Consider the following 20,574-nt stretch of genomic DNA (forward strand, 5'->3'; position numbering starts at 1 on the left):
CTGCTTCTTGCTCGTCCTGATCTCGCCACGCCGTCCCCTCATGACTCCGGCCAACTCGCCGCCCGAGCAGCCACTCGCACATCCTTGCACTACGCGATGGATGACCTTAACCATCTCGAGCTGATCGTGCTTGATGCCGTTGTCCTCGCGAATCAAACCACCCGAGCTCACTTATCTTCCATGGTGAACGCGGAAGTGGACGCCGCGACACGGGCACTTTCTCATCTGGAGGACTGCGGCCTGGTGTGGCACTCCCTCGGCGGTCTGCGCGCCGTGACCGGTGTCGCGACCCTGTTGCGGGGTTCCCCGGGAGCCTCCGGGCTGCAGCCGTTCGCCGGCCATCTCGGGGCTGACCAGGAAGAAGTCGTACGCCGCCTGGCGGCCGTCTCCGCCGACGCCCGCGCGATGCTGGAGGCTGTCGACGCCGGCGGCGGGCAGGCCTCTTCCTCTCGCGCGCGCCCGCGCGTGGCGGTGGCCGAGGCCTCCGGACCCGCGGAGGAGCTGATCGCACACGGGCTGCTGGTGTCCTCGGGCGAGGAGATACTGACTCTCCCCGGTGAGGTCGGACTCACACTGCGCGGTGGGCGGACGACGCGCGAACGGGTGGACCTCCCACCCTCCCTGCCGACCTCCTCGCGAGCATCCGCGCTCGTCGACCGGGCGGCCGCCGGCGCCGCCTTCGAGCTCGTCCGCAACCTCGAGCTGCTGCTCGACGCCTGGGGCGCCACCCCGCCGCGCTCGCTGCGCGGCGGCACCGGTCTGACGGTGCGCGACCTGAGGGCGACCGCCGAGCGGCTCCATGTCACCGAGCCCACCGCCGCGCTGCTGATCGAGGTGTCCTGGGCCTCCGGGCTGCTGGCGCTGGGCACCGACGAGGAGGGCGACCCGTCCTGGATGCCGACCGAGCTCTTCGACCAGTGGCTGCAGCAGCCCCTGGCTGCCCGGTGGGCACACGTGGCCACGGCCTGGCTCGGCTCGCCCCGGCTCCCCGGCCTGGTCGGCCAGCGCGACCCGGCAGGGAAGACGTGGAACGCGCTGGCGCCCGACATGGCCGGCGCGTCGGCCGTCGAGATGCGGCGGCTGACGCTGGGTCTGCTCGCGGACATCCCGGAGGGCGAGGTGCTCGCCGCCGGCACCGGCCCTGCCGCCGTCGCGGCACGGCTGGCCTGGGAGCGGCCACGACGGCCGCGCAGCCGCACCGAGTCCCGGGAGTCGCTGGTGTCCTGGACGCTCACCGAGGCGGAGACGCTCGGGCTCGCGGCGTTCGGGGGGCTGGCTGCGTACGGGCGGGGGTTGGTGGCGGGTCTGGACCCGGTCCCGGTCCTGGCGGACCTGCTGCCGGAGCCGGTCGACCACGTGCTGCTGCAGGGTGACCTGACCGCGGTCGCGCCAGGGCCCCTGGAGCCCGCGCTGGCCCGCACGCTGGCCGTGGTGGCGACGGTGGAGTCGCACGGCGGGGCGACGGTCTACCGGTTCACCAAGGAGTCCGTGCGCCGGGCGATGGACCGCGGCTGGACCGCCACCGAGATCCATGCGTTCCTCACCGCCGCCTCCCGCACGCCGGTGCCGCAGGCGCTGAGCTACCTGGTCGACGACACGGCGCGTACGTTCGGCACGGTCCGGGTCGGGTTCGCCGCCGCCTACCTGCGCAGCGACGACGAGGCCGCGCTGGCCGAGCTGCTGGCCCACCCGGCCGCCGAGTCCCTGGGACTGCGCCGGCTGGCGCCGACGGTGGTGGTCAGCACCGTCGCGCTCGACTCGCTCCTCCCCCGGCTGCGCGAGCTCGGCCTGGCTCCGGTCGTCGAGGCGCCCGACGGTTCGGTCCACGTGGCGCGGCCCGACGCCTTGCGTGCCAAGACCCGCAACGCCCCACGTCCGGCCGGTGCCCAGCAGGCCCATCTCACCGTGCGTGCGACCGCCGTGGCGGCGCGCATCAAGGGCGGCGACGAGACCGCCGCCTCACGCCCGGCCCCGGCCGAGCCGGCGCCGACCGAGCCGGCCTCGACCATGGCGATCCTCCATGAGGCCATCGACGCCGGGGAGCCGGTCGTCATCTCCTACGTCGACGGCCGCGGGGTCGCGGGCGAGGCGCGCGTCGAGCCGCTGAACCTCGACGGCGGCTCGCTCACGGCCCGGGTCGACGACGACGAACGCTCCTTCGCACTGTCCCGGATCAGGAGCGTCCGGCCGGCGTGAGCCGCCGCCACGGGACCTCGCGGCATCGCTCGGCCCGTAGGCTGGTCCGGTGAACGACGGCCCCCTGATCGTCCAGTCGGACAAGACGCTCCTGCTCGAGATCGACCATGCCCGGGCCGCCGAGTGCCGCAAGGCGATCGCGCCCTTCGCCGAGCTCGAGCGGTCGCCGGAGCACATCCACACCTACCGCCTGACCCCGCTGGGGCTGTGGAACGCGCGCGCCGCCGGGCACGATGCCGAGCAGGTGGTGGACACGCTGCTGGAGTTCTCGCGCTATCCGGTTCCCCACTCCCTTCTGGTCGACGTCGCCGAGACGATGGCCCGCTACGGCCGACTGCGGCTGGAGAAGAACCCGGCCAACGGGCTGGTGCTGGTCTCCTCCGACCGCGCGGTGCTGGAGGAGGTCGTCCGGGCCAAGAAGGTCGCCGGGATGCTGGGCGAGCGGCTCGACGAGGACACCGTCGTCGTCCACCCCTCCGAGCGCGGCAACCTCAAGCAGGCGCTGCTCAAGCTCGGCTGGCCCGCCGAGGACTATGCGGGCTACGTCGACGGTGAGGCCCACCCGATCGCACTGGACACCACCGACTGGGCGCTCCGTCCCTACCAGTCCGAGGCCGCCGAGTCGTTCTGGCACGGTGGCTCCGGCGTCGTCGTGCTCCCCTGCGGCGCCGGCAAGACGCTGGTCGGCGCCGCCGCCATGGCACATGCCCAGGCGACCACGCTGATCCTCGTCACCAACACCGTCTCCGCGCGCCAGTGGAAGGACGAGCTCGTACGCCGCACCTCACTGACCCCGGACGAGATCGGCGAATACTCGGGGTCGGTCAAGGAGATCCGGCCGGTCACGATCGCCACCTACCAGGTGCTGACCGCTCGCCGGAAGGGTGCCTACCCGCACCTGGAGCTGCTCGACGCCCGCGACTGGGGGCTGATCGTCTACGACGAGGTCCACCTCCTGCCCGCCCCGATCTTCCGGATGACCGCCGACCTGCAGGCCCGCCGCCGCCTCGGCCTGACCGCCACCCTGGTGCGTGAGGACGGGCGCGAGGGCGACGTCTTCTCCCTGATCGGCCCCAAGCGCTACGACGCTCCGTGGAAGGACATCGAGGCGCAGGGCTGGATCGCGCCGGCGGACTGCGTCGAGGTGCGGGTGACCCTGCCCACCGACGAGCGGCTCGTCTACGCCACCGCCGAGCCCGACGAGCGCTACCGGATCGCCTCCTGCACGCACCACAAGATCGACGTGGTCAAGGAGATCGTCGCCTCCCACGCCGACAAGCCGACGCTGGTGATCGGGCAGTATCTCGAGCAGCTCGACGAGATCGCCGCCTCGCTCGACGCCCCGGTGATCGAGGGCAAGACGTCGGTCAAGGAGCGGCAGCGGCTCTTCGACGCGTTCCGCTCCGGCGAGATCGACCTCCTGGTCGTCTCCAAGGTCGCCAACTTCTCCATCGACCTGCCCTCGGCCGAGGTCGCGATCCAGGTCTCCGGGGCCTACGGCTCCCGCCAGGAGGAGGCCCAGCGGCTCGGGCGGCTGCTGCGTCCCGGCGACGGCAACAAGACCGCGCACTTCTACACGATCGTCTCCCGCGACACCGTCGACGCCGACTTCGCTCAGAACCGTCAGCGATTCCTGGCCGAGCAGGGCTACGCGTACCGGATCGTCGACGCCGAATCCCTCGGCGACCTCACGCCCTGACGGTCGTTGAATCGTTAGCCGTGGCCGGATGCGGTCAATTCACTGCGATCCGATGTGACGAGCGTCATACTCGCTGAAGCGTTTCAATCCCTCGCCTTCAGGAGTCCGCGTGCGCCGACACATCGCCGGGCTGGTCACGGCCACCACCCTCGCCCTCGTCCTCTCGCCTGCACTGCCCTCGCTCGCCGCCGGCGCCGTCCCATCGACCGAGGACGTGGTGACGGGCTCCGTCCCCGTCGTCGGCGAGCTGCGTACGAATGCGCTGGTCGACCCGCTCGGCATCGCGACCACCGCCCCGACCTTGGGGTGGCAGCTCGACTCCGACCGCCGCGGGGTGACCCAGAAGGCGTACCAGATCCGGGTCGCGACCTCGGAGCGGCGGCTCAGCTCGCCCGACGTGTGGGACAGCCGGAAGGTGCGGTCCGGGCAGTCCGTCGACGTCCGGTACGCCGGGCCCGCGCTGAAGCCTCGCACCGACTACGTGTGGTCGGTGCGGGTCTGGGACGACGAGGGCGTCGCGTCCGCATGGAGCGAGCCGGCGACGTTCGCGACCGGCCTCGGGAACGAGGCGTGGACGGCGGACTGGATCGGCGCGAAGACTCCTGAGCTGGGCGCGGAGTGGACCGACTACACGATCGAGTTCACCGCCTCCGACATCGGCGGAGCGCTCGGCGTCTACTTCCGGGGCCAGAACACCGAGAACGCCTACATGTGGCAGTTCAGCGATGCCGAAGACTCGCTCCGCCCGCACGTGAAGCGCAAGGGCGGCTACTCCGTTCTCCCGGCGAAGCCGGTCCCGAGCGGCTTCGACTTCGCCGCCGAGCACGACTACGCGATCACCGTCGCCGGCGACACGATCACCACCACGATCGACGGGCAGCAGCTGGACCGGCGCACCGATGCCACCTTCGGCGGGCCCGGGGTGATGGGCTTCCGCACGAGCGGGTCCGAGCACGGACTGGTCCACGACGTGACCGTCACCAGCGCGAGCGGCACGGTCCTCGTGGACACCGACTTCCCGACCGGCGACCGCACCTTCACCGCCGGGACGGTCACCTCCGACGGGCTCCGTGTCGACAACGCGGGCGGCGAGGCGTGGCTGCGGGGCGACGACGCGGTCCCGCTGCTGCGCAAGGAGGTCGACCTGGGGTCGAAGACGGTCACCCGCGCCCGCGTCTACGCCTCGGCACGCGGTGTCTACGAGCTGCGCCTCAACGGCAAGCGGGTCGGCGACGCCGAGCTGGCGCCCGGCTGGACGGCTTACGACAAGCGCATCGACTACCAGACCTACGACGTGACGGACCTGGTGAGGTCGGGCTCGAACGTGCTCGGGGCCGAGGTCGCCCCGGGCTGGTACTCCGGCAAGGTCGCGATGTTCGGCACCGACGTCTACGGCACCGACAACTCGCTGATCGCCGAGCTCGTCGTCGACTACTCCGACGGCACCAGCGAGGTCGTCCGCACCGACGACAGCTGGCGTACGACCGGCGGACCGACCCGCGAGGCCGACCTCCTCGACGGCGAGTGGTACGACGCCCGCCGCGCGGCCGAGGTCGACGGCTGGGACGAGGCCGGCTTCGACGCCCAGGACTGGGCAGCGGTCGCCGTCAGGGACGAGCCGACCGACGTGCTCGAGCCGCAGACGGCCGTCGACGTACGCGTCACCGAGGAGCTCGAGACCGCCGAGCGGATCGACTCGCCGACCGACGGCGTCTACCTCTACGACCTCGGGCAGAACATGGTCGGCCACGTCCGCCTCACCGTGCAGGGCGAGAAGGGCCAGACGGTCACGATCCGCCACGGCGAGGTGCTCAACCCCGACGGCACCCTCTACACGGCCAACCTGCGCTCGGCGAAGGCCACCGACACCTACACGATCGGTTCCGACGAGCCCGAGACCTTCGAGCCGTCCTTCACCTTCCACGGCTTCCGCTACGTCGAGATCTCCGGGCTGGACGAGGCCCCCGACGCCTCCGACATCGTCGGCGTCGTGGTCGGCACCGACGGCGACCTGACCAGCACCCTGGACACCAGCTCGGACCTGGTCGACCAGCTGCATCGCAACATCGTGTGGGGGATGCGCGGCAACTTCCTCTCCATCCCGACCGACACCCCGGCACGCGACGAGCGGATGGGCTGGACCGGCGACATCAACGTGTTCGCCCGGACGGCGGTCTACAACATGGACTCCGAGTCGTTCCTGACCAAGTGGCTGCAGGACCTGCGCGACACCCAGCGCCCGAACGGGTCGCTGCCCGGCGTCGCGCCGGTCGTCCCGGGTCGCTTCGACGGCGGCTACGAGTCGGCCGGCTGGATGGACGCGGGCGTGCACGTGCCCTGGACGCTGTGGCAGGCCTACGGCGACACCGGCGTCATCACGGAGAACTACGACATGATGAAGCGGTACGTCGACTTCCTCGACGCCGACTCGACCGGACACATCCGGTCCGCCGGTGGCTACCTGGACTGGCTCAACCTCGACGACCCGACGCCCGCCGACGTCCTGGACACGGCGTTCGTCGCGAAGAGCACCAGGGAGTTCGCGCAGATGGCGAAGGCCATCGGCAGGGATGCCGACGCCGCGGCCTACCAGGCCCGCTTCGAGGCCATCCGAGCCGCCTACCAGCAGGCGTTCATCGCCGCCGACGGCTCCGTCAAGGGCGACAGCCAGACGGCGTACATCCTCACCCTGACCAACGACCTCGAGCCCGAGGACCGTCGCGACGCGGTCTACGACCAGTTCGTGCAGACGCTCGAGCGGCGTGACTACCACCTCTCGACCGGATTCCTCGGCGTCGACGGGCTGCTGCCGGCGCTGACCGAGGCCGGGCGCACCGACATCGCCTACCGGCTGCTGCAGCACGAGGACTACCCGTCGTGGGGCTACGAGATCGGCAAGGGCGCCACCACGATCTGGGAGCGCTGGAACTCGATCAACCCGGACGGCACCTTCAACGACGTGGGCATGAACTCCTTCAACCACTACGCCTACGGCGCCGTCGGCGAGTGGATGTATCGCACCATGGCCGGCGTCTCGGCGGCCGAGCCCGGCTACCGCAAGGTGACGATCGCGCCCGAACCCGGCGCGGGGGTCGACCACGTCGACTACAGCCTGCAGACCCCGTACGGCACGGTGAAGAGCGCCTGGGCGACCGACGACGGGCCGATGACCCTTGACGTGACCGTCCCCGCGAACACCACCGCCGAGGTGCGGATCCCGGCCGCCAACCGCTGGGCGGTGACCGAGGGTGGGTCGCCGATCGAGGACTCGGAGGACGTCGAGTTCGTACGCTACGACGACAGCGAGGACGTGGTCGTCCTCGAGATCGGGTCGGGCGACTACAGCTTCGCGGTCGCTCCCGCGCTCGGCGACATCGGTGCCGCCCGGGCGGAAGCCGCCACGACGGCGGCGGAGGTCTCCTCCCTGAAGCTCGACGGTGTCGCCGGCAGGGCCGCCAAGCGCGACCTCGAGAAGCGGACGGCGTCATTGCGCGCCGAGATCGGCGAGGCATGGGAGCTCGCCGCCCGTGACGCCGACGAGGATCAGGTCGCCGAGGCGGTCCACCACGCCCTCGCTGCCGTTGCGAACCTGGACCGGACCATCCAGATGTACGCCGACGCCGGCACCCTCGCCGACGCGACCGCGACTGGCCTGCGCGACCGGCTGACGTCGATCGGGAAGAGTCTGTCGCGAGCATCGGCCCGGTTGGTCGGCGCGGTCGCCACGCTGCAGGTGCCCGAGGACGAGGTCCTTCCCGGTGACGTCGTCGAGGTCTCGGTGCGGGTCGACAACTCCGGCAAGCAGTCGCTGAAGCAGGTCAGCTCGTCGCTCGCGCTGCCGGACGGGTGGACGGCGGAACCGGTCGGCGCCCACGCCGACACCGTGCCCGCCGGCGACGAGGTCGAGCACACCTACGAGGTCATGGTGCCCGCAGATGCTGCCGTCGGGCCCGTCGAGCTGACCGGTGAGCTGTCCTACAGCCGCTCGGGCGGCACCGCCATGCTGCCGGTGGGAGGCACCCTGCTGATCGGCTCAGGAGTGCAGATCACCGCGTCGTCGAGCGCTCCGGCCTCGGTCGACGGCGGACAGACCGCGACCATCACCACGACGCTGCACAACCGCAGCGACGTCACCCAGCGCGGCGAGCTGTCGCTGACCGGCCCCGACGGCTGGTCAGCGGAGTCGGAGGGCTTCGAGATCCCCGCAGGACAGGACGCCGACGTCGACATCGAGGTCGTCGTGCCACAGACGGTGGTGGCAGGTCCGGTGTCCCTGACCGTCGCGACCGGAGCGACCCCGGCCGAGCAGGCGGCGACGACCGTGACGGTCGCCCTCGCGACGCCACCCGCGGACTCGACCGACCACATCGACCTCGGCGAGGGGACCTCGGAGACGGAGCACGGCCTGACCGCCTCCGAGCGGTCGGGGACCAATCAGGAGGCCGGGCTGACCCGCCGCTACACACACTCCTCCTACCCCGGCGGCTGGTTCGAGCTCGACGCCGCGGTGCCGGTGGACCGACCGTTCGTGGTCCGCATCGTCGAGACGTTCGACGGTGCACGACGCAAGACCTACGACGTCGAGATGGACGGCCAGGTGGCGCACAGCGTCGACCTGACCCGCACGGCAGGCGGTCAGGGCACGATGACCCACCAGTTCCTCGTGGAGCCCTCGGCACTGACCGCGGACGGCTCGGTGCGGATCCGGTTCCAGGACACCGGCGCCGACTACGACCCGTCGGTCGCCGACGTGTGGGTGGTGCCGGTGGGGTGAGGCTCATCCGAGCGCCACGACGCGCAGCTGATGGGGCGGTGGACAGCTCTCGACCCACTGGTCCCGGCACTCGCGGCACAGCAGGTAGGTGTGCGTGCAGCGGTCGTCGGGACAGAGCACGGTCACCGCGTACGCCGCCACCTCGCCACAAGGTTCCGCGTCGCTGTCCGGGCTGCCGCAGCTGCACTCACAGGCGGGCCGCTCGCCGAGCTCCTCCTCGAGCCGTTCGATCTCCTCGTCGATGGTCGGGCTGATGGTCATGACATCTCCTCCGTCTGGATCGGATGTCGTCCTCACCACCACCTAAGCAGAGGCCACCGACATTTCTGCTTCGTGGATCGTGGTCTCGAAAGCGAGGTCGGGCCGGGAGCCGCCGACCGGGGTCAGGTGCACGACGATGCCGGTCGCGACGTCCAGCCCGATGTCGTACGCCTCGGGGTAGACCGTCCCTGCGGGCGGCTCCCACCCCGGGGCCCCGTCCCCGTACTCGAACCAGTCGCTGACCCGCGACCACAGCAGCGGACAGCACCCGCACCGCGGCTCGTACCCCTCACCGGGCACCGCCCGCGCCCACCAGGTCTCCCGGCCGGCCCGCGGCTCCGAGCGCAGGTCGCTCAGCACCACGTCGGCCGACAGCTCCTCGGGATCGAGCATCGACACGAACACGTAGTTCTGCCACATCGGGTCGTCGATCTCGTGGGTGTGGGCCCGCGGCCGGCTCGCCACGAGACCGTCGGCGCGCAGGACCGGCTCGGGCACCGGGTCGGTCACCTTCTCGTCGACGGCGCGGTCGCCGCCGGCGTCGCGCACCCGCAGTCGACCGGGTCGCCGCAGCCAGCACTCGACGTCGCCGTCCGTCGGCGTCCGCCAGGTGAAGTGCAGCGCGGAGAAGCGCCACGGCGACGAGCGGGCGAGCGCACGGAAGGTGTCATCGGTCAGCGACAGCTCAGCTCCCATCCGACCCACCCTCGTCCAGCCAACGGCCGTTCCGCATCAGGTGACGGCCCTCGAGCTCGTTCTCCTCGCGCCAGGCCTGGACCTTGGTCGGCCGGACGCGGATCAGGCTGTCGGCCCAGCTGCTCGGGTCCCCGCCCTGCTTGGCCGCGTAGATCTCGAGCACCTCCTTCGGCGTCCCGTTCATCGGCGAGACCTCGGCGCGGCCGTCGATGATCACGACGTCGCGCAGCTCGCCGAGCGCGAGACGCACGACCGGAGAGGCGGAGAGGTTGCGCTGCGTACGCGCTCCCCCCATGCTCGCGATCCAGATCTCGCCCTCCCACCACACGAACGAGATCGGCACCAACCACGGCTGGTCGTCGTGCGCCGACGCGATCCACAGGTCGACGTCGTTCTCCAGACGGGCGCGGGTGTCGGCGAGTCTCTGGTCGAGTGAGCGAGGGTCAGCCATGGCCGCACCCTAGTCGCCGACCGAGCGGGCGACCTACGGCTTTCTGGGGAGTTCGGGAGGAGGATGGGCGCATGGAGACCTGGGAGTTCGAGGCCGAGCTGTGGCCGTGGAAGGGCGAGACCGATGCCTGGATCTTCGTGACCGCTCCGCCCGAGGTCACCGAGGAGATCCGGGAGGCGTCGGTCGCGACCGGCCCGCCCCGCGGCTTCGGTTCGGTGAGGGTCGAGGCGCGGATCGGCACGACCATCTGGAGAACGTCCGTCTTCCCAGGTCAGGAAGGCTATGCGCTGCCGATCAAGAAGGCCGTACGCCGCAAGGAGGACCTCCAGGTCGGCGACCGCGCGCTCGTGTCCATCACCCTCGTCTGACGCCCGCGGGACCATGCACCGGCAGGTGGAGTCGGGTCGTCGCTAGCCGCGTCCCTTGAGCCGGGAGCGGAGCACGAGCCGGGCCGCCGGGCCGAGATCCTCGATGACCTCGACGAGCGAGCCGAGCTGCTCGAGGGCGGCGAAGGCCGAATCGGCGCCGGGGCGGTCCACCCCGTCGTACATGAGCAGGCCGACGAACGCCGAGCTGATCGCGCGCGACAGGCCGGGCGCGTCCACGACGCTCTCGACCGGGCTCCCCTCCAGCGCACGGGCGACCGCGGCCTCGATCTCCTCGTTCCACCGGCCCATCGCGTAGCGACCGGTCTCGGCCAGCGTCTTGTCCCGCTGCGCACCGGCCAGCAGCTGCGACATCACCGTGATGTTGCCCGCGGCTCGCTCCCGCTCGTGGAGAACCCGCCCGAGCGCCAGCAGCTCGCTCAGCGAGGTCACCTCGGCGAGCTCGTCGCGGTAGGACGCCGCCGCCTCGTCGGTCGCTGCCCGGCAGGCCTGGTCGACCAGGTCCATGACGGTTCCGAAGTGGTAGAAGACCAGCGCCTGGTTGACCCCCGCCCGGTCGGCGACCGCCCGCGCCGAGACGCCGGCGATCCCGTCCTCCTTGAGCAGGTCGGTGACCGCCGACATCAGCTTGGCCTTGGTGGGGTTCATTCTGCGGCGGGCTCCTTGGTGACGAGCAGGTCGAAGAGGATCAGCACGCAGCCGAGTATGCCCCCGCAGGCGAGCGCCAACAGCATGACCACGGCGACGAGGCCCGGCTCGGACGGCCCGGTATCCGACAGGCCCACCACGGCGCTCGAGATGCTGCAGACCATGCCGAGGGCGACGGCTCCGATCACCATGTCCGGGAGCGGGATCCGTACGCCGCGCGTCACGGCTTCTCCGAACCAGGCCGCCACCGCCCCGGAGAGGCCGGCGATGGCGAGCAGGGCGCCGATGTTCTCACCCGCAACGCCCCGCCCCTCGTTCTCGACGAACATCGCGAACCCCAGCGCGAAGGTGATCCCGAACCCCACGAGGCCGGGCCAGACCCGGTCGAAGACCGGCGACGACGGCAGCAGCACGGCCGGCGCGACCAGTGCCGAGGCGATCAGTCCGACGACGGCGCCGACGAAGCCGCCGTACCAAGCGCCCATGAGCGTCCCGAAGATCGGCACCATGGCGCTCCCCACGGCTCCCCCGACGACGACGCCGAGCACGGCTCCGAAGAACCACCACCGGCACAACGCCCAGAACACAGACCACATCCGATCAGCCACGTACGCCTCCTCGAGTCGATTTGAGCGATTGCTCAAATCTAAGGTAGCGCAGATCTTGAGCGATCGCTCAAATCGGTTCTATGGTCACCCCATGAAGATCGTCATCCCAGGAGGAACCGGCCAGGTCGGAGGCGTGCTGCGGCGGGCCTGGAGCACGCGTGGGCACGAGGTCGTGGTGCTCTCCCGCCACCCGGAACAGCTGGAGGAGGGCGTACGCCATCGCCTCTGGGACGGCCGGACGATCGGTCCGTGGGCCGAGGAGATCGACGGCGTGGACGTGGTGGTGAACCTCGCCGGCCGGAGCGTCAGCTGCCGCTACACCGAGGCCAACCTGAAGCAGATGATGGACTCGCGGGTCGAGTCGACCCGGGTCGTCGGCGAGGCGATCGCCAGGGCGGCCCACCCGCCGAACGTCTGGCTGCAGATGAGCACCGCGACGATCTACGCCCACCGCTTCGACGCGCCCAACGACGAGGCGACCGGCATCATCGGCGGCGACGAGCCGGACGTCCCCGGCTACTGGGAGTTCTCGACGCGCATCGCCAAGAGCTGGGAGGCCGAGCAGGCCGCGGCGGCGACACCGCACACCCGCAAGGTGGCGCTCCGCTCGGCGATGGTGATGAGCCCCGACAAGGGCGGTGTCCTCGACGTGCTCCTCACCATGGCCCGCCTCGGCCTCGGCGGCCCGGTCGCCGGGGGCGAGCAGTTCGTCTCCTGGATCCACGAGCGGGACTTCGTACGCGCCTGCGACCTGCTCATCGAGCGCGCCGACATCTCCGGGCCGGTGAACCTGGCCGCCCCCGGCGCGCTGCCCCAGCGCGAGATGATCCGCGTGCTCCGCAAGGAGGCCGGGATGCCGATCGGCCTGCCCGCCACCGCCTGGATGGCCGAGATCGGCGCCTGGGTGATGCGCTCGGACACCGAGCTGCTCCTCAAGAGCCGTCGCGTCGCCCCGGGACGGCTGCTCGAGGCGGGCTTCGAGTTCGAGCTCCCCGAGTGGGAGGCTGCCGCCCGCGACCTCGTCGCCCGAGCACGGCGACGGAGAAACCATTCGCATCGCGGGCGCCCGGCGCGCACGATGGAAGGGTGACCCGCGCGACCTGGCAGCCCCGACCCGACGACGCCGAGACCCTGAGACGGTTCTTCGGCAAGGACGGCCGGCTGCTCACGATCCCGTCGAAGCACGTCAAGAAGCTGGTGGTGCTCAACCAGCTCGCGCAGTCCTTCGAGCTCGGGAAGGTCTATCCCGAGCGGGAGGTCAACGAGATCCTGGGCCGCTTCCACGAGGACGTCGCCGCGCTGCGCCGCTACCTCTACGAGGAGGGGTTCATGATGCGCGAGGGCGGCTTCTACTGGCGCGACGGCGGGAGCGTCGACATCTGATCGGCGACGCCTCTGCCCGATCGGGCATGATGCGCCCATGACGATGCCGGACCAGCCGGGCCAGCCAGTGCCCGGACAGCCGCCCGTGGGGTGGATCGACCTGACCATCCAGGGCAGTCACATGACCTCGAACATGATCGTGCCGACGGTGCTCCTCAACGGCCACCAGATGCCGACCCGGTACGGCCGCAACGTCTTCCCGGTGCCGCCGGGCCACTGGAACGTCGACATGTACACCCAGTGGACCTGGAAGTTCGGTAGGGCGTCGCTGAGCTTCGACGTCGCCGAGGGCCAGACCGTCCCGGTCTTCTACGCCGCGCCGGCCACGACGTTCCAGAAGGGCGCGATCGGGCACGTCAAGCAGAAGAAGCCCGGCGTGCTCGCGCTGGTCGCCGTCCTGGTGGTGCTGTTGCTCGTCATCGCCGGCATCGTGGCGCTGACGATCTGACGGGCCCGGCTCGAGTGTCGGTGCTCACCGATAGCGTCAGCACCGTGACCACCACCGAATCGCGCGGCCGAAGCGAAGCCCGGGGCAACCGACGGGGCTTCGCGGTCCTCGACGTCGAGACCACCGGGCTCGACCCCTACCGCGACCGCGTGATCCAGGTGGCGATCCGCCAGATCGCCGCCGACGGCACTGCGGAGTCGGAGTGGGAGACGCTGGTCAACCCAGGTGCCGGCGTCGACCCGGGACCGGTCGAGGTCCACGGCCTGACCACCGCCGATCTCGCCGGGGCCCCGCCGTTCCGCGACGTCGCCGCCACGATCGCCGAGCGCCTCGCCGGCCGGGTCTTCGTGGCCCACAACGCCGCGTTCGACTGGGCGTTCGTGGCGGTGGAGTCCGACCGTGCAGGGGTGCGGCTCGAGGTCCTGGACTGGTTGTGCACGATGCGGTTCGCGAAGGCGCTCGCCCTCGACGTGCCGGACAAGTCCTTGGCCACCATCGCCGCCTACTACGCGGTCGAGCAGCTGAAGGCGCACGACGCCGGCGACGACACCCGGGTGGCCGCGGAGATCCTGCTGCGCGAGCTGGCCGACGCCGACCGGGCCGGTCTCGTGCTGCCGCTGGTCGCCTGCAACGGCGCGCGACACCGGCTGAAGCGGACCCTGCGCCGCTGGTTCAGCGGCCTCGCTCGACCATCTCGTTGAGATCGTCCCATCACGCGGGACATCTCCCGAAGAAATGCAACCGGAGGACCCCGTTCGGGCATCAGTATGTCGTCGGCCCGATCTAACCTGAAGGGCCATGGTCCGGAGCGAGGCGATGAAGATGGTCAAGCGGGCAATGATCGCGGGGGCGCTCGCCGCCCTGCTGGCAACCACGTTCGCGGCATGCGCCACCGAGCCGGCCGCCGCCCCCGAGGCCAGCGCCTCGACCGCCCCCTCCTCCTCGGCGGCGAGCCCGTCGACGAGCGCCACGCCGACACCGACGCCCAGCGCGAAGCCGAAGCCCAAGCCGAAGCCGTCCCCCACCTCGGGCCCGCGACTGTTCGGCAAGGGCGACAGCGGCGACGACGTACGTGACCTGCAGGCGCGCCTGAAGCAGATCGGGTGGTTCAACGCCGGCGTGACCGGGTTCTACGGCAACGTCACCACCGAGGCCGTCTCCGGCTTCCAGGCCAAGCGCGGCATCGCGGTGACCGGGTTCGTGGACCAGACGACCCTCGACCGGCTCCACGCGATGACCCGCGAGCCGACCGAGGCCGAGCTGACCAACGCCCCGCCCCCGGTCCCGGCGGGCAAGCTCGACCCGCGCTGCCTGACCGGCCGGGTGATGTGCATCGACAAGTCCACCTCGATGCTGCGCTGGGTCGTCGGCGGAGCGGTGCAGATGAGCGTCGAGGTGCGCTTCGGCTCGCAGGAGCTGCCCACCCGCGAGGGCCAGTTCTCGGTCTTCGCGAAGAGCCGCGACCACGTCTCCTCCATCTACAAGACGCCGATGCCGTTCGCGATGTTCTTCTCGGGCGGCCAGGCGGTCCACTACTCCCCCGACTTCGCCGCCAACGGCTACAACGGCGCCTCCCACGGGTGCGTCAACGTACGCGACTACGGCGCCATCACCTCGCTCTACGACCAGGTGAACATCGGCGACGGCGTGGTCATCTACTGGTCCTGAGAACCGCCACGGACCGGCGTCCGGCCCTCGGGCGCGATTGAGGAGGCGTACGCCGCGCGCCTTAGGCTTGAGCCATGAAGGCGCTGCTCCTGGAGAACATCCATCCCGTCGCTGTCGAGAACCTCGAGAAGGCCGGCTTCGAGGTCGAGCTGCGCAGCAAGTCCCTCTCCGAGGACGAGCTAGTGGCCGACCTGCCCGGCGTGACGCTGCTCGGCATCCGCTCCAACACCCACATCACCCCGCGAGTGCTGGAGGCGGCCACCGACCTCAAGGCGATCGGCTGCTTCTGCATCGGCACCAACCAGGTCGACCTGGCCGGGGCGGCGGAGCGTGGCGTGGCCGTCTTCAACGCCCCCTACTCCAACACCCGCTCGGTCGTCGAGCTGGTCATCGGCTACATCATCTCCCTGGCCCGGCGGCTGCCGGAGAAGACCGAGAAGATGCACGCCGGCGTCTGGGACAAGTCCGCCAAGGGCTCCCACGAGGTCCGCGGCCGCACGCTCGGCATCATCGGCTACGGCAACATCGGCACCCAGCTGTCCAACGTCGCCGAGGCGCTGGGGATGTACGTCATCTTCTACGACATCGCCGACCGCCTCGCCCACGGCAACGCCCGCCGGATGAAGTCGCTCGACGCGCTCCTGGAGGAGGCCGACGTGGTCTCCATCCACATCGACGGACGTCCGGGCAACCTGGGCATGTTCGGCGAGGAGCAGTTCGCGAAGATGAAGCCGCGCTCGCTCTTCATCAACGCCGCGCGCGGCTTCCTGGTCGACAACGACGCGCTGCGCAAGCACATCGAGTCCGGACACATCGCCGGTGCCGCGCTCGACGTCTTCCCGATCGAGCCCAAGGCCCAGGGCGACGCCTTCGAGAGCCCGCTGCAGGGCCTCGACAACGTCATCCTGACCCCCCACGTGGGCGGCTCCACGCAGGAGGCCCAGGAGGAGATCGGCTGGTTCGTCTCCGGCAAGCTGCGCGACTTCGTCGGCGCCGGTTCGACCGCCCTGAGCGTCAACCTGCCGGCCGTCCAGCCGCCGCCGATGTCCGGGGGCTCGCGGCTCGCGCTGCTGCACGACAGCGTCCCCGGAGTGCTCGCCGAGCTCAACAACCTGCTCGCCTCCGAGGGTGTCAACGTGACCGGTCAGTACCTGGCCACCAGCGGCGAGACCGGCTTCGTGGTCACCGATGTGACCAGCGTTCCGCCCACGACACTGGAGAAGATCGCGGGCAACCCGCACACCAGGTGGGTGCGCGCCTACCACGCCTGACGCTAGCGTTCTGGCCCATGGAGCTCCCTCGACATTGGCCGCTGCCAGAGGCGACCGACCTTCTCGGTGAGGTTCTGGCGGCGTACGACGAGCCGACCCGCCGCTACCACGACCGCCGGCACCTCTCCGAGGTGCTGGACCGGATCGAGGAGCTGCAGGAGGAGGGAGAGCGCTTCGACCCGCTGACCGTCATCCTGGCGGCCTTCTTCCACGACTCCGTCTACGACGGGGAGCGCGACGCCGAGGAACGTTCGGCCACCTGGGCCGAGGACGCCTTGGCCGCCCACCTGGACCCCGACGTGGTCGCCGAGGTCGCTCGTCTGGTGCGGCTGACCGAGACCCACGACCCGGAGCCCGACGACCACGGCGGCCGGGTGCTCTCCGACGCCGATCTGGCGATCCTGGCGGCCCCGGCGGAGCGCTACGAGGAGTACGTCGCGAGCGTCCGCGAGGAGTATCAGCACCTCTCCGACGAGGAGTTCCGGGTCGGTCGCGCCCAGGTCCTGGAGCGGCTGCTGGAGAAGGAGTCGCTCTACTCGACACCCTTCGCGCGGATCAGCTGGGAGGCCGCCGCGCGGGCCAACATCTCGGCCGAGCTTGAGACGCTCGCACCATATCTGTCACCCGATCGATAACAATTGGTTCCATACCCCTCCGGGGTGACAGAATCCGTCGGTGAGCTTCCAGACGTACGCCGACCTGTGGCGGATCCCTGACGTTCGCCGCATCCTCGTGCTGGGTCTGTTCCTGCGCGTCCCGATGCCGGCGTCCTCGGTCATCGTGACCCTGCACGTGGTCGGACCCCTGGATCGCTCCTACGCCGAGGCCGGCCTGGTCTCGACGGTGCTCGCGATCGCGATGGCGATCTCCGGGCCCTGGCTCGGCCGGCTCCTCGACCGCCTCGGGCTGCGGCGTACGCTCCTGCTGCCGCTGGCCATCCTCCCGATCGCCTGGTCGATCGCTCCCTGGGTCGGCTACCTTCCGCTGATCGTGCTGATCGCCGTCGCCGGGCTCTTCACCGTGCCGTCCTGGTCGATCGTGCGCCAGGTCGTGCTCCGCTCGGTCGAACCCGGGCAGCGCACCGCGGCGCTCAGCGCCGACGCGATCATGACGGAGCTCGCCTTCATGGTCGGGCCGGTGATCGGCGTGCTCAGCGCCAGCTACCTCGGCACCTCGTGGGCGCTGCTGGTGACCCAGTGGCTCGGGATCGCCGCGGCCATCGTGCTGTGGCTGCTCAACCCGAGCATCACCGAGGGCGAGCCGGCCGTGCCGAGCGACGCGGTCCCCAGCGACTCCGGCGCCCCGGCTCGCCGCTTCGCACTCCCGTCGTGGGTGAGCCCGGGCGTCGTACTCCTCCTCGCCGGCACCTTCACCGCCTCGCTCATCCTCATCGCCGAGGACCTCGGCACCGTGGCCGCGATGCGCGACTTCGACCGCACCGCCCTCCTCGGGCTGATGATGGCGATCTGGGCGCTCGGGTCCCTGGTCGGCGCGCTCGTCTACGGCGCGCTCAACCGCCACCCGTCCGCCGCGGTGATGCTCGTCCTGCTGGGCGCAACGACGGTGCTCACCGCGTTCGCCTGGGGTCCGGTCTCGTTCGCCGTGCTGCTCCTGCTCAGCGGCTTCTTCTGCGCGCCGACCCTGACCGCGGCGCTCGAGGCGATCACCAGCCGCGTCCCCTCGACCGTACGCGGCGAGGTGATGGGCTGGCACGGCTCGGCCATCACCCTCGGCAGCGCCGTCGGCGCACCCACCGCCGGGTTCGCCATCGACCTGATCGGCTGGCAGGGCGGCTTCATCCTCGGCGGCGGGCTCGGCCTGCTCATCGCGGCAGCGATCTGGCTCACCGTGCGGCGGATGACGAAGCCCACGGCGGAGGCGCCGCTCCCGGGCGAGAAGTCACCCGCCTAGCGCGGCTTGCGGCGCCGCAGGCCGGCAGCAAGCAGGGCAGAGACCAGAGCCCGGGACGTCACCTCGACCGCACCGGCGGCGACCATGTCGTCGTACGCCTCCGCCGGGACGTCGTAGTGGTCCCGGTCGAACCCGCGGGCCGGGATCCCCATCCGGCTCGCGAAGGCGTGCAGCTCCTCGTAGGAGGTGTCGCTGGCCAGGTGCGACCACATCCGGCCACGACTGGGCACGTTCGGCGGATCGATCAGAATCACAGGCTGCATTGTTGGCGATTGCTCCGCAATTCGCGAGCGCTTCCGCTTGACCCTCGCCTCCTTGACCGGTGGGCAAGAATGGTCGGTGATGAACACGACAGTGCTGTTCGAGGCTCGGGCGAAGGTGCTCCATGACCTCGATGCGCGCGGACTCGCCGGCGCGGCGGCCGTCTCAGCCCTCGAGGACGCGATGACCGAGCGCGGCTGGTGGGTGGAGCAGTGGCCGGAGGGCAAGGCGTACGTCGCCGGCCTGGTCGCCCAGGACGTGCAGGACGTGCTCTTCGACGAGAACTCCGAGCGCTGGCCCGTGTGCACGCTCTGTCCGCCCGAGGCCCCGGTGCACTCGCTCCACATCACCCCCGACCTGGGCGGCCCGGACCCGATCTGGGTGTGCGAGGAGAGCGGCGACGTGGTCGCCCCGCTCGGCGATCTCTGAGCCGCAGGCGTCAGGAGGGGCCGAGCTGCAGGTGCAGCGCGTAGCGGTCGGCGCGGTAGACCGAGCGGCAGACCTCGACGTAGCGGTCCCCCGCCACCGACTTCCGCTGCCTGCGGAGCACGGGCACACCGACCGAGAGGCCGAGCAGCGTGGCCTCCTCGATGTTGGCCACATCGGCGCGGAACGTGTCGTCGACCCACGACGGGCGCATGTGCCGGCGGGCCAGCTCGGCGTAGAGGCTGGTCGGCGTGGTGCGCTCGAGCATCCCGGGCACGATCGTCTCGTCGAGATAGACGTCCTCGATGCAGATCGGCACCCCGTCGCCGCGGCGCAGACGGCGCCAGTGGACGACGGCCGCGCCCTCCTTGATCGCCAGCGCACGCGCGATCGTGGGCCCGGCCTTCTCCCGGCCCAGCAGCAGCGTCTCGGAGGAGGCCTGCATCCCCCGGCGAGCCATCTCCTCGCTGAACCCGAGCACCGGACTCTGCGCCCGCGGCGGACGCGCCACGAACGTGCCCCGGCCCGGGATCCGGACCAGCAGACCGTCGGCGACGAGCGCGTCGAGCGCCTGCCGCACGGTCGCCCTGGCGACGCTGAACTTCTGGACCAGCTCGCGCTCCGAGGGTGCCGACGCACCCGGGCTCTCCCCGATGACCAGCTCCCGGACGTACTCCCGGATCTGGACGTGCTTGAGCGAACGCTCACCGTCGACCGACCGGACCATGAGCAGAGCGTAGGTGTACACATGGCGTACGGTCCCGGGTTTGGTCAAGTTGTGACATTGCAATGAGATGAGGCAGATCAGGTGCAACGAAACCCGAATACAGGATTTCGCTAGAACACATGTTCGATCCCGAGGTATGCTGCCAGAGTGGACTTCCAGGGAACACTCTTCGCCCCCACCGACGACGAGACCACCGAGACGACCTACGAGCGGATCCATCTGGACCGCGGAGCCTGGGTGGACGTCGCCCGTGGCTGGCTGCCTGATCCCGACGACGTCTTCGCGGCCCTGGTCCACGACGTCCCGTGGCGCGAGGAGCGCCGGCAGATGTACGACCGCGTCGTCGACGTACCCCGGCTCCTGCACACCTACCTCCAGGGCGACCCGCTCCCCCATCCGCGGCTCGCCGAGGCCCGCGGCCGCCTCACCGCCCACTACCTGCCCGAGCTCGGCGAGCCGTTCGTGACCGCGGGCTGCTGCTACTACCGCAACGGCAACGACTCGGTCGCCTGGCACGGCGACCGGATCGGTCGCGGCCGCAGCAACGACACGATGGTCGCGATCGTCTCCGTCGGCGACCCGCGCCGTCTGGCGCTGCGGCCCCAGGGCGGCGGCAAGGGGATGAGCATCGAGATGGGCCACGGCGACCTGGTCGTCATGGGCGGCTCCTGCCAGCGCACCTGGGAGCACGCCATCCCCAAGGTCTCCTCCGCCGGCCCCCGGATCTCGGTCCAGTTCCGGCCCCGCAACGTCTTCTGAG

At 70.8% G+C, this 20,574-nt stretch carries 21 protein-coding genes; 14 read left to right on the plus strand and 7 right to left on the minus strand.

What is annotated here, in order from left to right; translation table 11 throughout:
- Positions 1–180 precede the first annotated feature (180 nt).
- The 3 genes from ACWZJV_RS09890 (at position 181) to ACWZJV_RS09900 (ending at position 8,669) form a co-directional block, all read left to right on the plus strand.
- The gene (locus tag ACWZJV_RS09890; RefSeq protein WP_457181295.1) at positions 181–2,196 is read left to right on the plus strand and encodes a helicase-associated domain-containing protein; all 2,016 of its coding nucleotides are present in this window, start codon (positions 181–183) and stop codon (positions 2,194–2,196) included.
- 49 nt (positions 2,197–2,245) lie between these two features.
- Positions 2,246–3,895 (plus strand): DNA repair helicase XPB, encoded by a 1,650-nt coding sequence (locus ACWZJV_RS09895; protein WP_196872803.1) that lies wholly within the window; start codon positions 2,246–2,248, stop codon positions 3,893–3,895.
- A 109-nt stretch (positions 3,896–4,004) separates the two neighbouring features.
- Positions 4,005–8,669 (plus strand): family 78 glycoside hydrolase catalytic domain, encoded by a 4,665-nt coding sequence (locus tag ACWZJV_RS09900; RefSeq protein ID WP_457181296.1) that lies wholly within the window; start codon positions 4,005–4,007, stop codon positions 8,667–8,669.
- 3 nt (positions 8,670–8,672) lie between these two features.
- Here ACWZJV_RS09900 and ACWZJV_RS09905 read toward each other — a convergent pair whose 3' ends face one another.
- The 3 genes from ACWZJV_RS09905 to ACWZJV_RS09915 are packed head-to-tail and all read right to left on the minus strand — an operon-like array spanning position 8,673 to position 10,077.
- On the minus strand, positions 8,673–8,930 hold the full coding sequence (locus ACWZJV_RS09905; protein WP_008360926.1) for a hypothetical protein: 258 nt from the start codon (positions 8,928–8,930) through the stop codon (positions 8,673–8,675).
- Between the two features lie 42 nt (positions 8,931–8,972).
- Complete coding sequence (locus ACWZJV_RS09910; RefSeq protein WP_457181297.1) at positions 8,973–9,626, minus strand: hypothetical protein; 654 nt, start codon at positions 9,624–9,626, stop codon at positions 8,973–8,975.
- Positions 9,616–10,077 carry a pyridoxamine 5'-phosphate oxidase family protein gene (locus ACWZJV_RS09915; RefSeq protein ID WP_008360924.1) on the minus strand — a complete coding sequence of 154 codons (462 nt, stop codon included), beginning with the start codon at positions 10,075–10,077 and terminating at the stop codon, positions 9,616–9,618. Before ACWZJV_RS09915 ends, ACWZJV_RS09910 begins: the two co-directional genes overlap by 11 nt.
- A 71-nt stretch (positions 10,078–10,148) precedes the next feature.
- On the opposite strand from ACWZJV_RS09915, the gene ACWZJV_RS09920 reads away from it, so the two are divergent.
- Complete coding sequence (locus tag ACWZJV_RS09920; RefSeq protein WP_008360921.1) at positions 10,149–10,445, plus strand: DUF1905 domain-containing protein; 297 nt, start codon at positions 10,149–10,151, stop codon at positions 10,443–10,445.
- A gap of 42 nt (positions 10,446–10,487) precedes the next feature.
- Here the strand turns inward: ACWZJV_RS09920 and ACWZJV_RS09925 are convergent, their stop codons facing one another.
- Both ACWZJV_RS09925 and ACWZJV_RS09930 read right to left on the minus strand, forming a co-directional pair.
- The gene (locus ACWZJV_RS09925; RefSeq protein WP_196872800.1) at positions 10,488–11,111 is read right to left on the minus strand and encodes a TetR/AcrR family transcriptional regulator; all 624 of its coding nucleotides are present in this window, start codon (positions 11,109–11,111) and stop codon (positions 10,488–10,490) included.
- Positions 11,108–11,719, minus strand: a complete 612-nt coding sequence (locus ACWZJV_RS09930) for a hypothetical protein (RefSeq protein ID WP_457181298.1) — start codon at positions 11,717–11,719, stop codon at positions 11,108–11,110. Before ACWZJV_RS09930 ends, ACWZJV_RS09925 begins: the two co-directional genes overlap by 4 nt.
- 91 nt (positions 11,720–11,810) lie before the next feature.
- On the opposite strand from ACWZJV_RS09930, the gene ACWZJV_RS09935 reads away from it, so the two are divergent.
- The 8 genes from ACWZJV_RS09935 (at position 11,811) to ACWZJV_RS09970 (ending at position 18,400) form a co-directional block, all read left to right on the plus strand.
- Positions 11,811–12,809, plus strand: coding sequence for a TIGR01777 family oxidoreductase (locus ACWZJV_RS09935; RefSeq protein ID WP_457181299.1), 999 nt, complete (start codon positions 11,811–11,813; stop codon positions 12,807–12,809).
- Positions 12,806–13,102, plus strand: coding sequence for a DUF2087 domain-containing protein (locus tag ACWZJV_RS09940; protein WP_196872797.1), 297 nt, complete (start codon positions 12,806–12,808; stop codon positions 13,100–13,102). Before ACWZJV_RS09935 ends, ACWZJV_RS09940 begins: the two co-directional genes overlap by 4 nt.
- A 37-nt stretch (positions 13,103–13,139) precedes the next feature.
- Positions 13,140–13,550, plus strand: coding sequence for a hypothetical protein (locus ACWZJV_RS09945; RefSeq protein WP_008360912.1), 411 nt, complete (start codon positions 13,140–13,142; stop codon positions 13,548–13,550).
- Positions 13,551–13,594: 44 nt separating this feature from the next.
- Positions 13,595–14,251, plus strand: coding sequence for an exonuclease domain-containing protein (locus tag ACWZJV_RS09950; protein WP_196872796.1), 657 nt, complete (start codon positions 13,595–13,597; stop codon positions 14,249–14,251).
- Positions 14,252–14,348: 97 nt separating this feature from the next.
- A complete protein-coding gene (locus tag ACWZJV_RS09955) occupies positions 14,349–15,218 on the plus strand; it encodes a L,D-transpeptidase family protein (protein WP_008360909.1) in 870 nt (289 codons plus the stop codon).
- A gap of 74 nt (positions 15,219–15,292) precedes the next feature.
- The gene (gene serA / locus ACWZJV_RS09960; RefSeq protein ID WP_457181300.1) at positions 15,293–16,489 is read left to right on the plus strand and encodes a phosphoglycerate dehydrogenase; all 1,197 of its coding nucleotides are present in this window, start codon (positions 15,293–15,295) and stop codon (positions 16,487–16,489) included.
- A 17-nt stretch (positions 16,490–16,506) separates the two neighbouring features.
- Positions 16,507–17,124 (plus strand): HD domain-containing protein, encoded by a 618-nt coding sequence (locus ACWZJV_RS09965; protein WP_457181301.1) that lies wholly within the window; start codon positions 16,507–16,509, stop codon positions 17,122–17,124.
- A gap of 40 nt (positions 17,125–17,164) precedes the next feature.
- Positions 17,165–18,400 carry an MFS transporter gene (locus ACWZJV_RS09970; protein ID WP_457181302.1) on the plus strand — a complete coding sequence of 412 codons (1,236 nt, stop codon included), beginning with the start codon at positions 17,165–17,167 and terminating at the stop codon, positions 18,398–18,400.
- Here the strand turns inward: ACWZJV_RS09970 and ACWZJV_RS09975 are convergent.
- Complete coding sequence (locus ACWZJV_RS09975; RefSeq protein ID WP_008360901.1) at positions 18,397–18,663, minus strand: DUF4031 domain-containing protein; 267 nt, start codon at positions 18,661–18,663, stop codon at positions 18,397–18,399. The two genes, ACWZJV_RS09970 and ACWZJV_RS09975, sit on opposite strands and share 4 nt — an antisense overlap.
- Before the next feature lie 79 nt (positions 18,664–18,742).
- On the opposite strand from ACWZJV_RS09975, the gene ACWZJV_RS09980 reads away from it, so the two are divergent.
- Positions 18,743–19,090, plus strand: coding sequence for a hypothetical protein (locus ACWZJV_RS09980; RefSeq protein ID WP_008360899.1), 348 nt, complete (start codon positions 18,743–18,745; stop codon positions 19,088–19,090).
- 10 nt (positions 19,091–19,100) lie between these two features.
- Here ACWZJV_RS09980 and ACWZJV_RS09985 read toward each other — a convergent pair whose 3' ends face one another.
- A complete protein-coding gene (locus ACWZJV_RS09985; RefSeq protein ID WP_008360897.1) occupies positions 19,101–19,835 on the minus strand; it encodes a GntR family transcriptional regulator in 735 nt (244 codons plus the stop codon).
- 126 nt (positions 19,836–19,961) lie between these two features.
- On the opposite strand from ACWZJV_RS09985, the gene ACWZJV_RS09990 reads away from it, so the two are divergent.
- A complete protein-coding gene (locus ACWZJV_RS09990; protein WP_008360896.1) occupies positions 19,962–20,573 on the plus strand; it encodes an alpha-ketoglutarate-dependent dioxygenase AlkB in 612 nt (203 codons plus the stop codon).
- Position 20,574: the final 1 nt, after the last annotated feature.

The sequence above is a fragment of the Nocardioides sp. WG-D5 genome (assembly GCF_054031175.1).

Bases quoted from the DNA above. Each gene is read 5' to 3' on its own strand.
- ACWZJV_RS09905 (WP_008360926.1), bottom strand. From the start codon at position 8,930: ATGACCATCAGCCCGACCATCGACGAGGAGATCGAACGGCTCGAGGAG.
- serA (WP_457181300.1), top strand. From the start codon at position 15,293: ATGAAGGCGCTGCTCCTGGAGAACATCCATCCCGTCGCTGTCGAGAAC.
- ACWZJV_RS09980 (WP_008360899.1), top strand. From the start codon at position 18,743: ATGAACACGACAGTGCTGTTCGAGGCTCGGGCGAAGGTGCTCCATGAC.
- ACWZJV_RS09925 (WP_196872800.1), bottom strand. From the start codon at position 11,111: ATGAACCCCACCAAGGCCAAGCTGATGTCGGCGGTCACCGACCTGCTC.
- ACWZJV_RS09910 (WP_457181297.1), bottom strand. From the start codon at position 9,626: ATGGGAGCTGAGCTGTCGCTGACCGATGACACCTTCCGTGCGCTCGCC.
- ACWZJV_RS09920 (WP_008360921.1), top strand. From the start codon at position 10,149: ATGGAGACCTGGGAGTTCGAGGCCGAGCTGTGGCCGTGGAAGGGCGAG.
- ACWZJV_RS09890 (WP_457181295.1), top strand. From the start codon at position 181: ATGGTGAACGCGGAAGTGGACGCCGCGACACGGGCACTTTCTCATCTG.
- ACWZJV_RS09935 (WP_457181299.1), top strand. From the start codon at position 11,811: ATGAAGATCGTCATCCCAGGAGGAACCGGCCAGGTCGGAGGCGTGCTG.
- ACWZJV_RS09915 (WP_008360924.1), bottom strand. From the start codon at position 10,077: ATGGCTGACCCTCGCTCACTCGACCAGAGACTCGCCGACACCCGCGCC.
- ACWZJV_RS09955 (WP_008360909.1), top strand. From the start codon at position 14,349: ATGGTCCGGAGCGAGGCGATGAAGATGGTCAAGCGGGCAATGATCGCG.
- ACWZJV_RS09945 (WP_008360912.1), top strand. From the start codon at position 13,140: ATGACGATGCCGGACCAGCCGGGCCAGCCAGTGCCCGGACAGCCGCCC.
- ACWZJV_RS09975 (WP_008360901.1), bottom strand. From the start codon at position 18,663: ATGCAGCCTGTGATTCTGATCGATCCGCCGAACGTGCCCAGTCGTGGC.
- ACWZJV_RS09965 (WP_457181301.1), top strand. From the start codon at position 16,507: ATGGAGCTCCCTCGACATTGGCCGCTGCCAGAGGCGACCGACCTTCTC.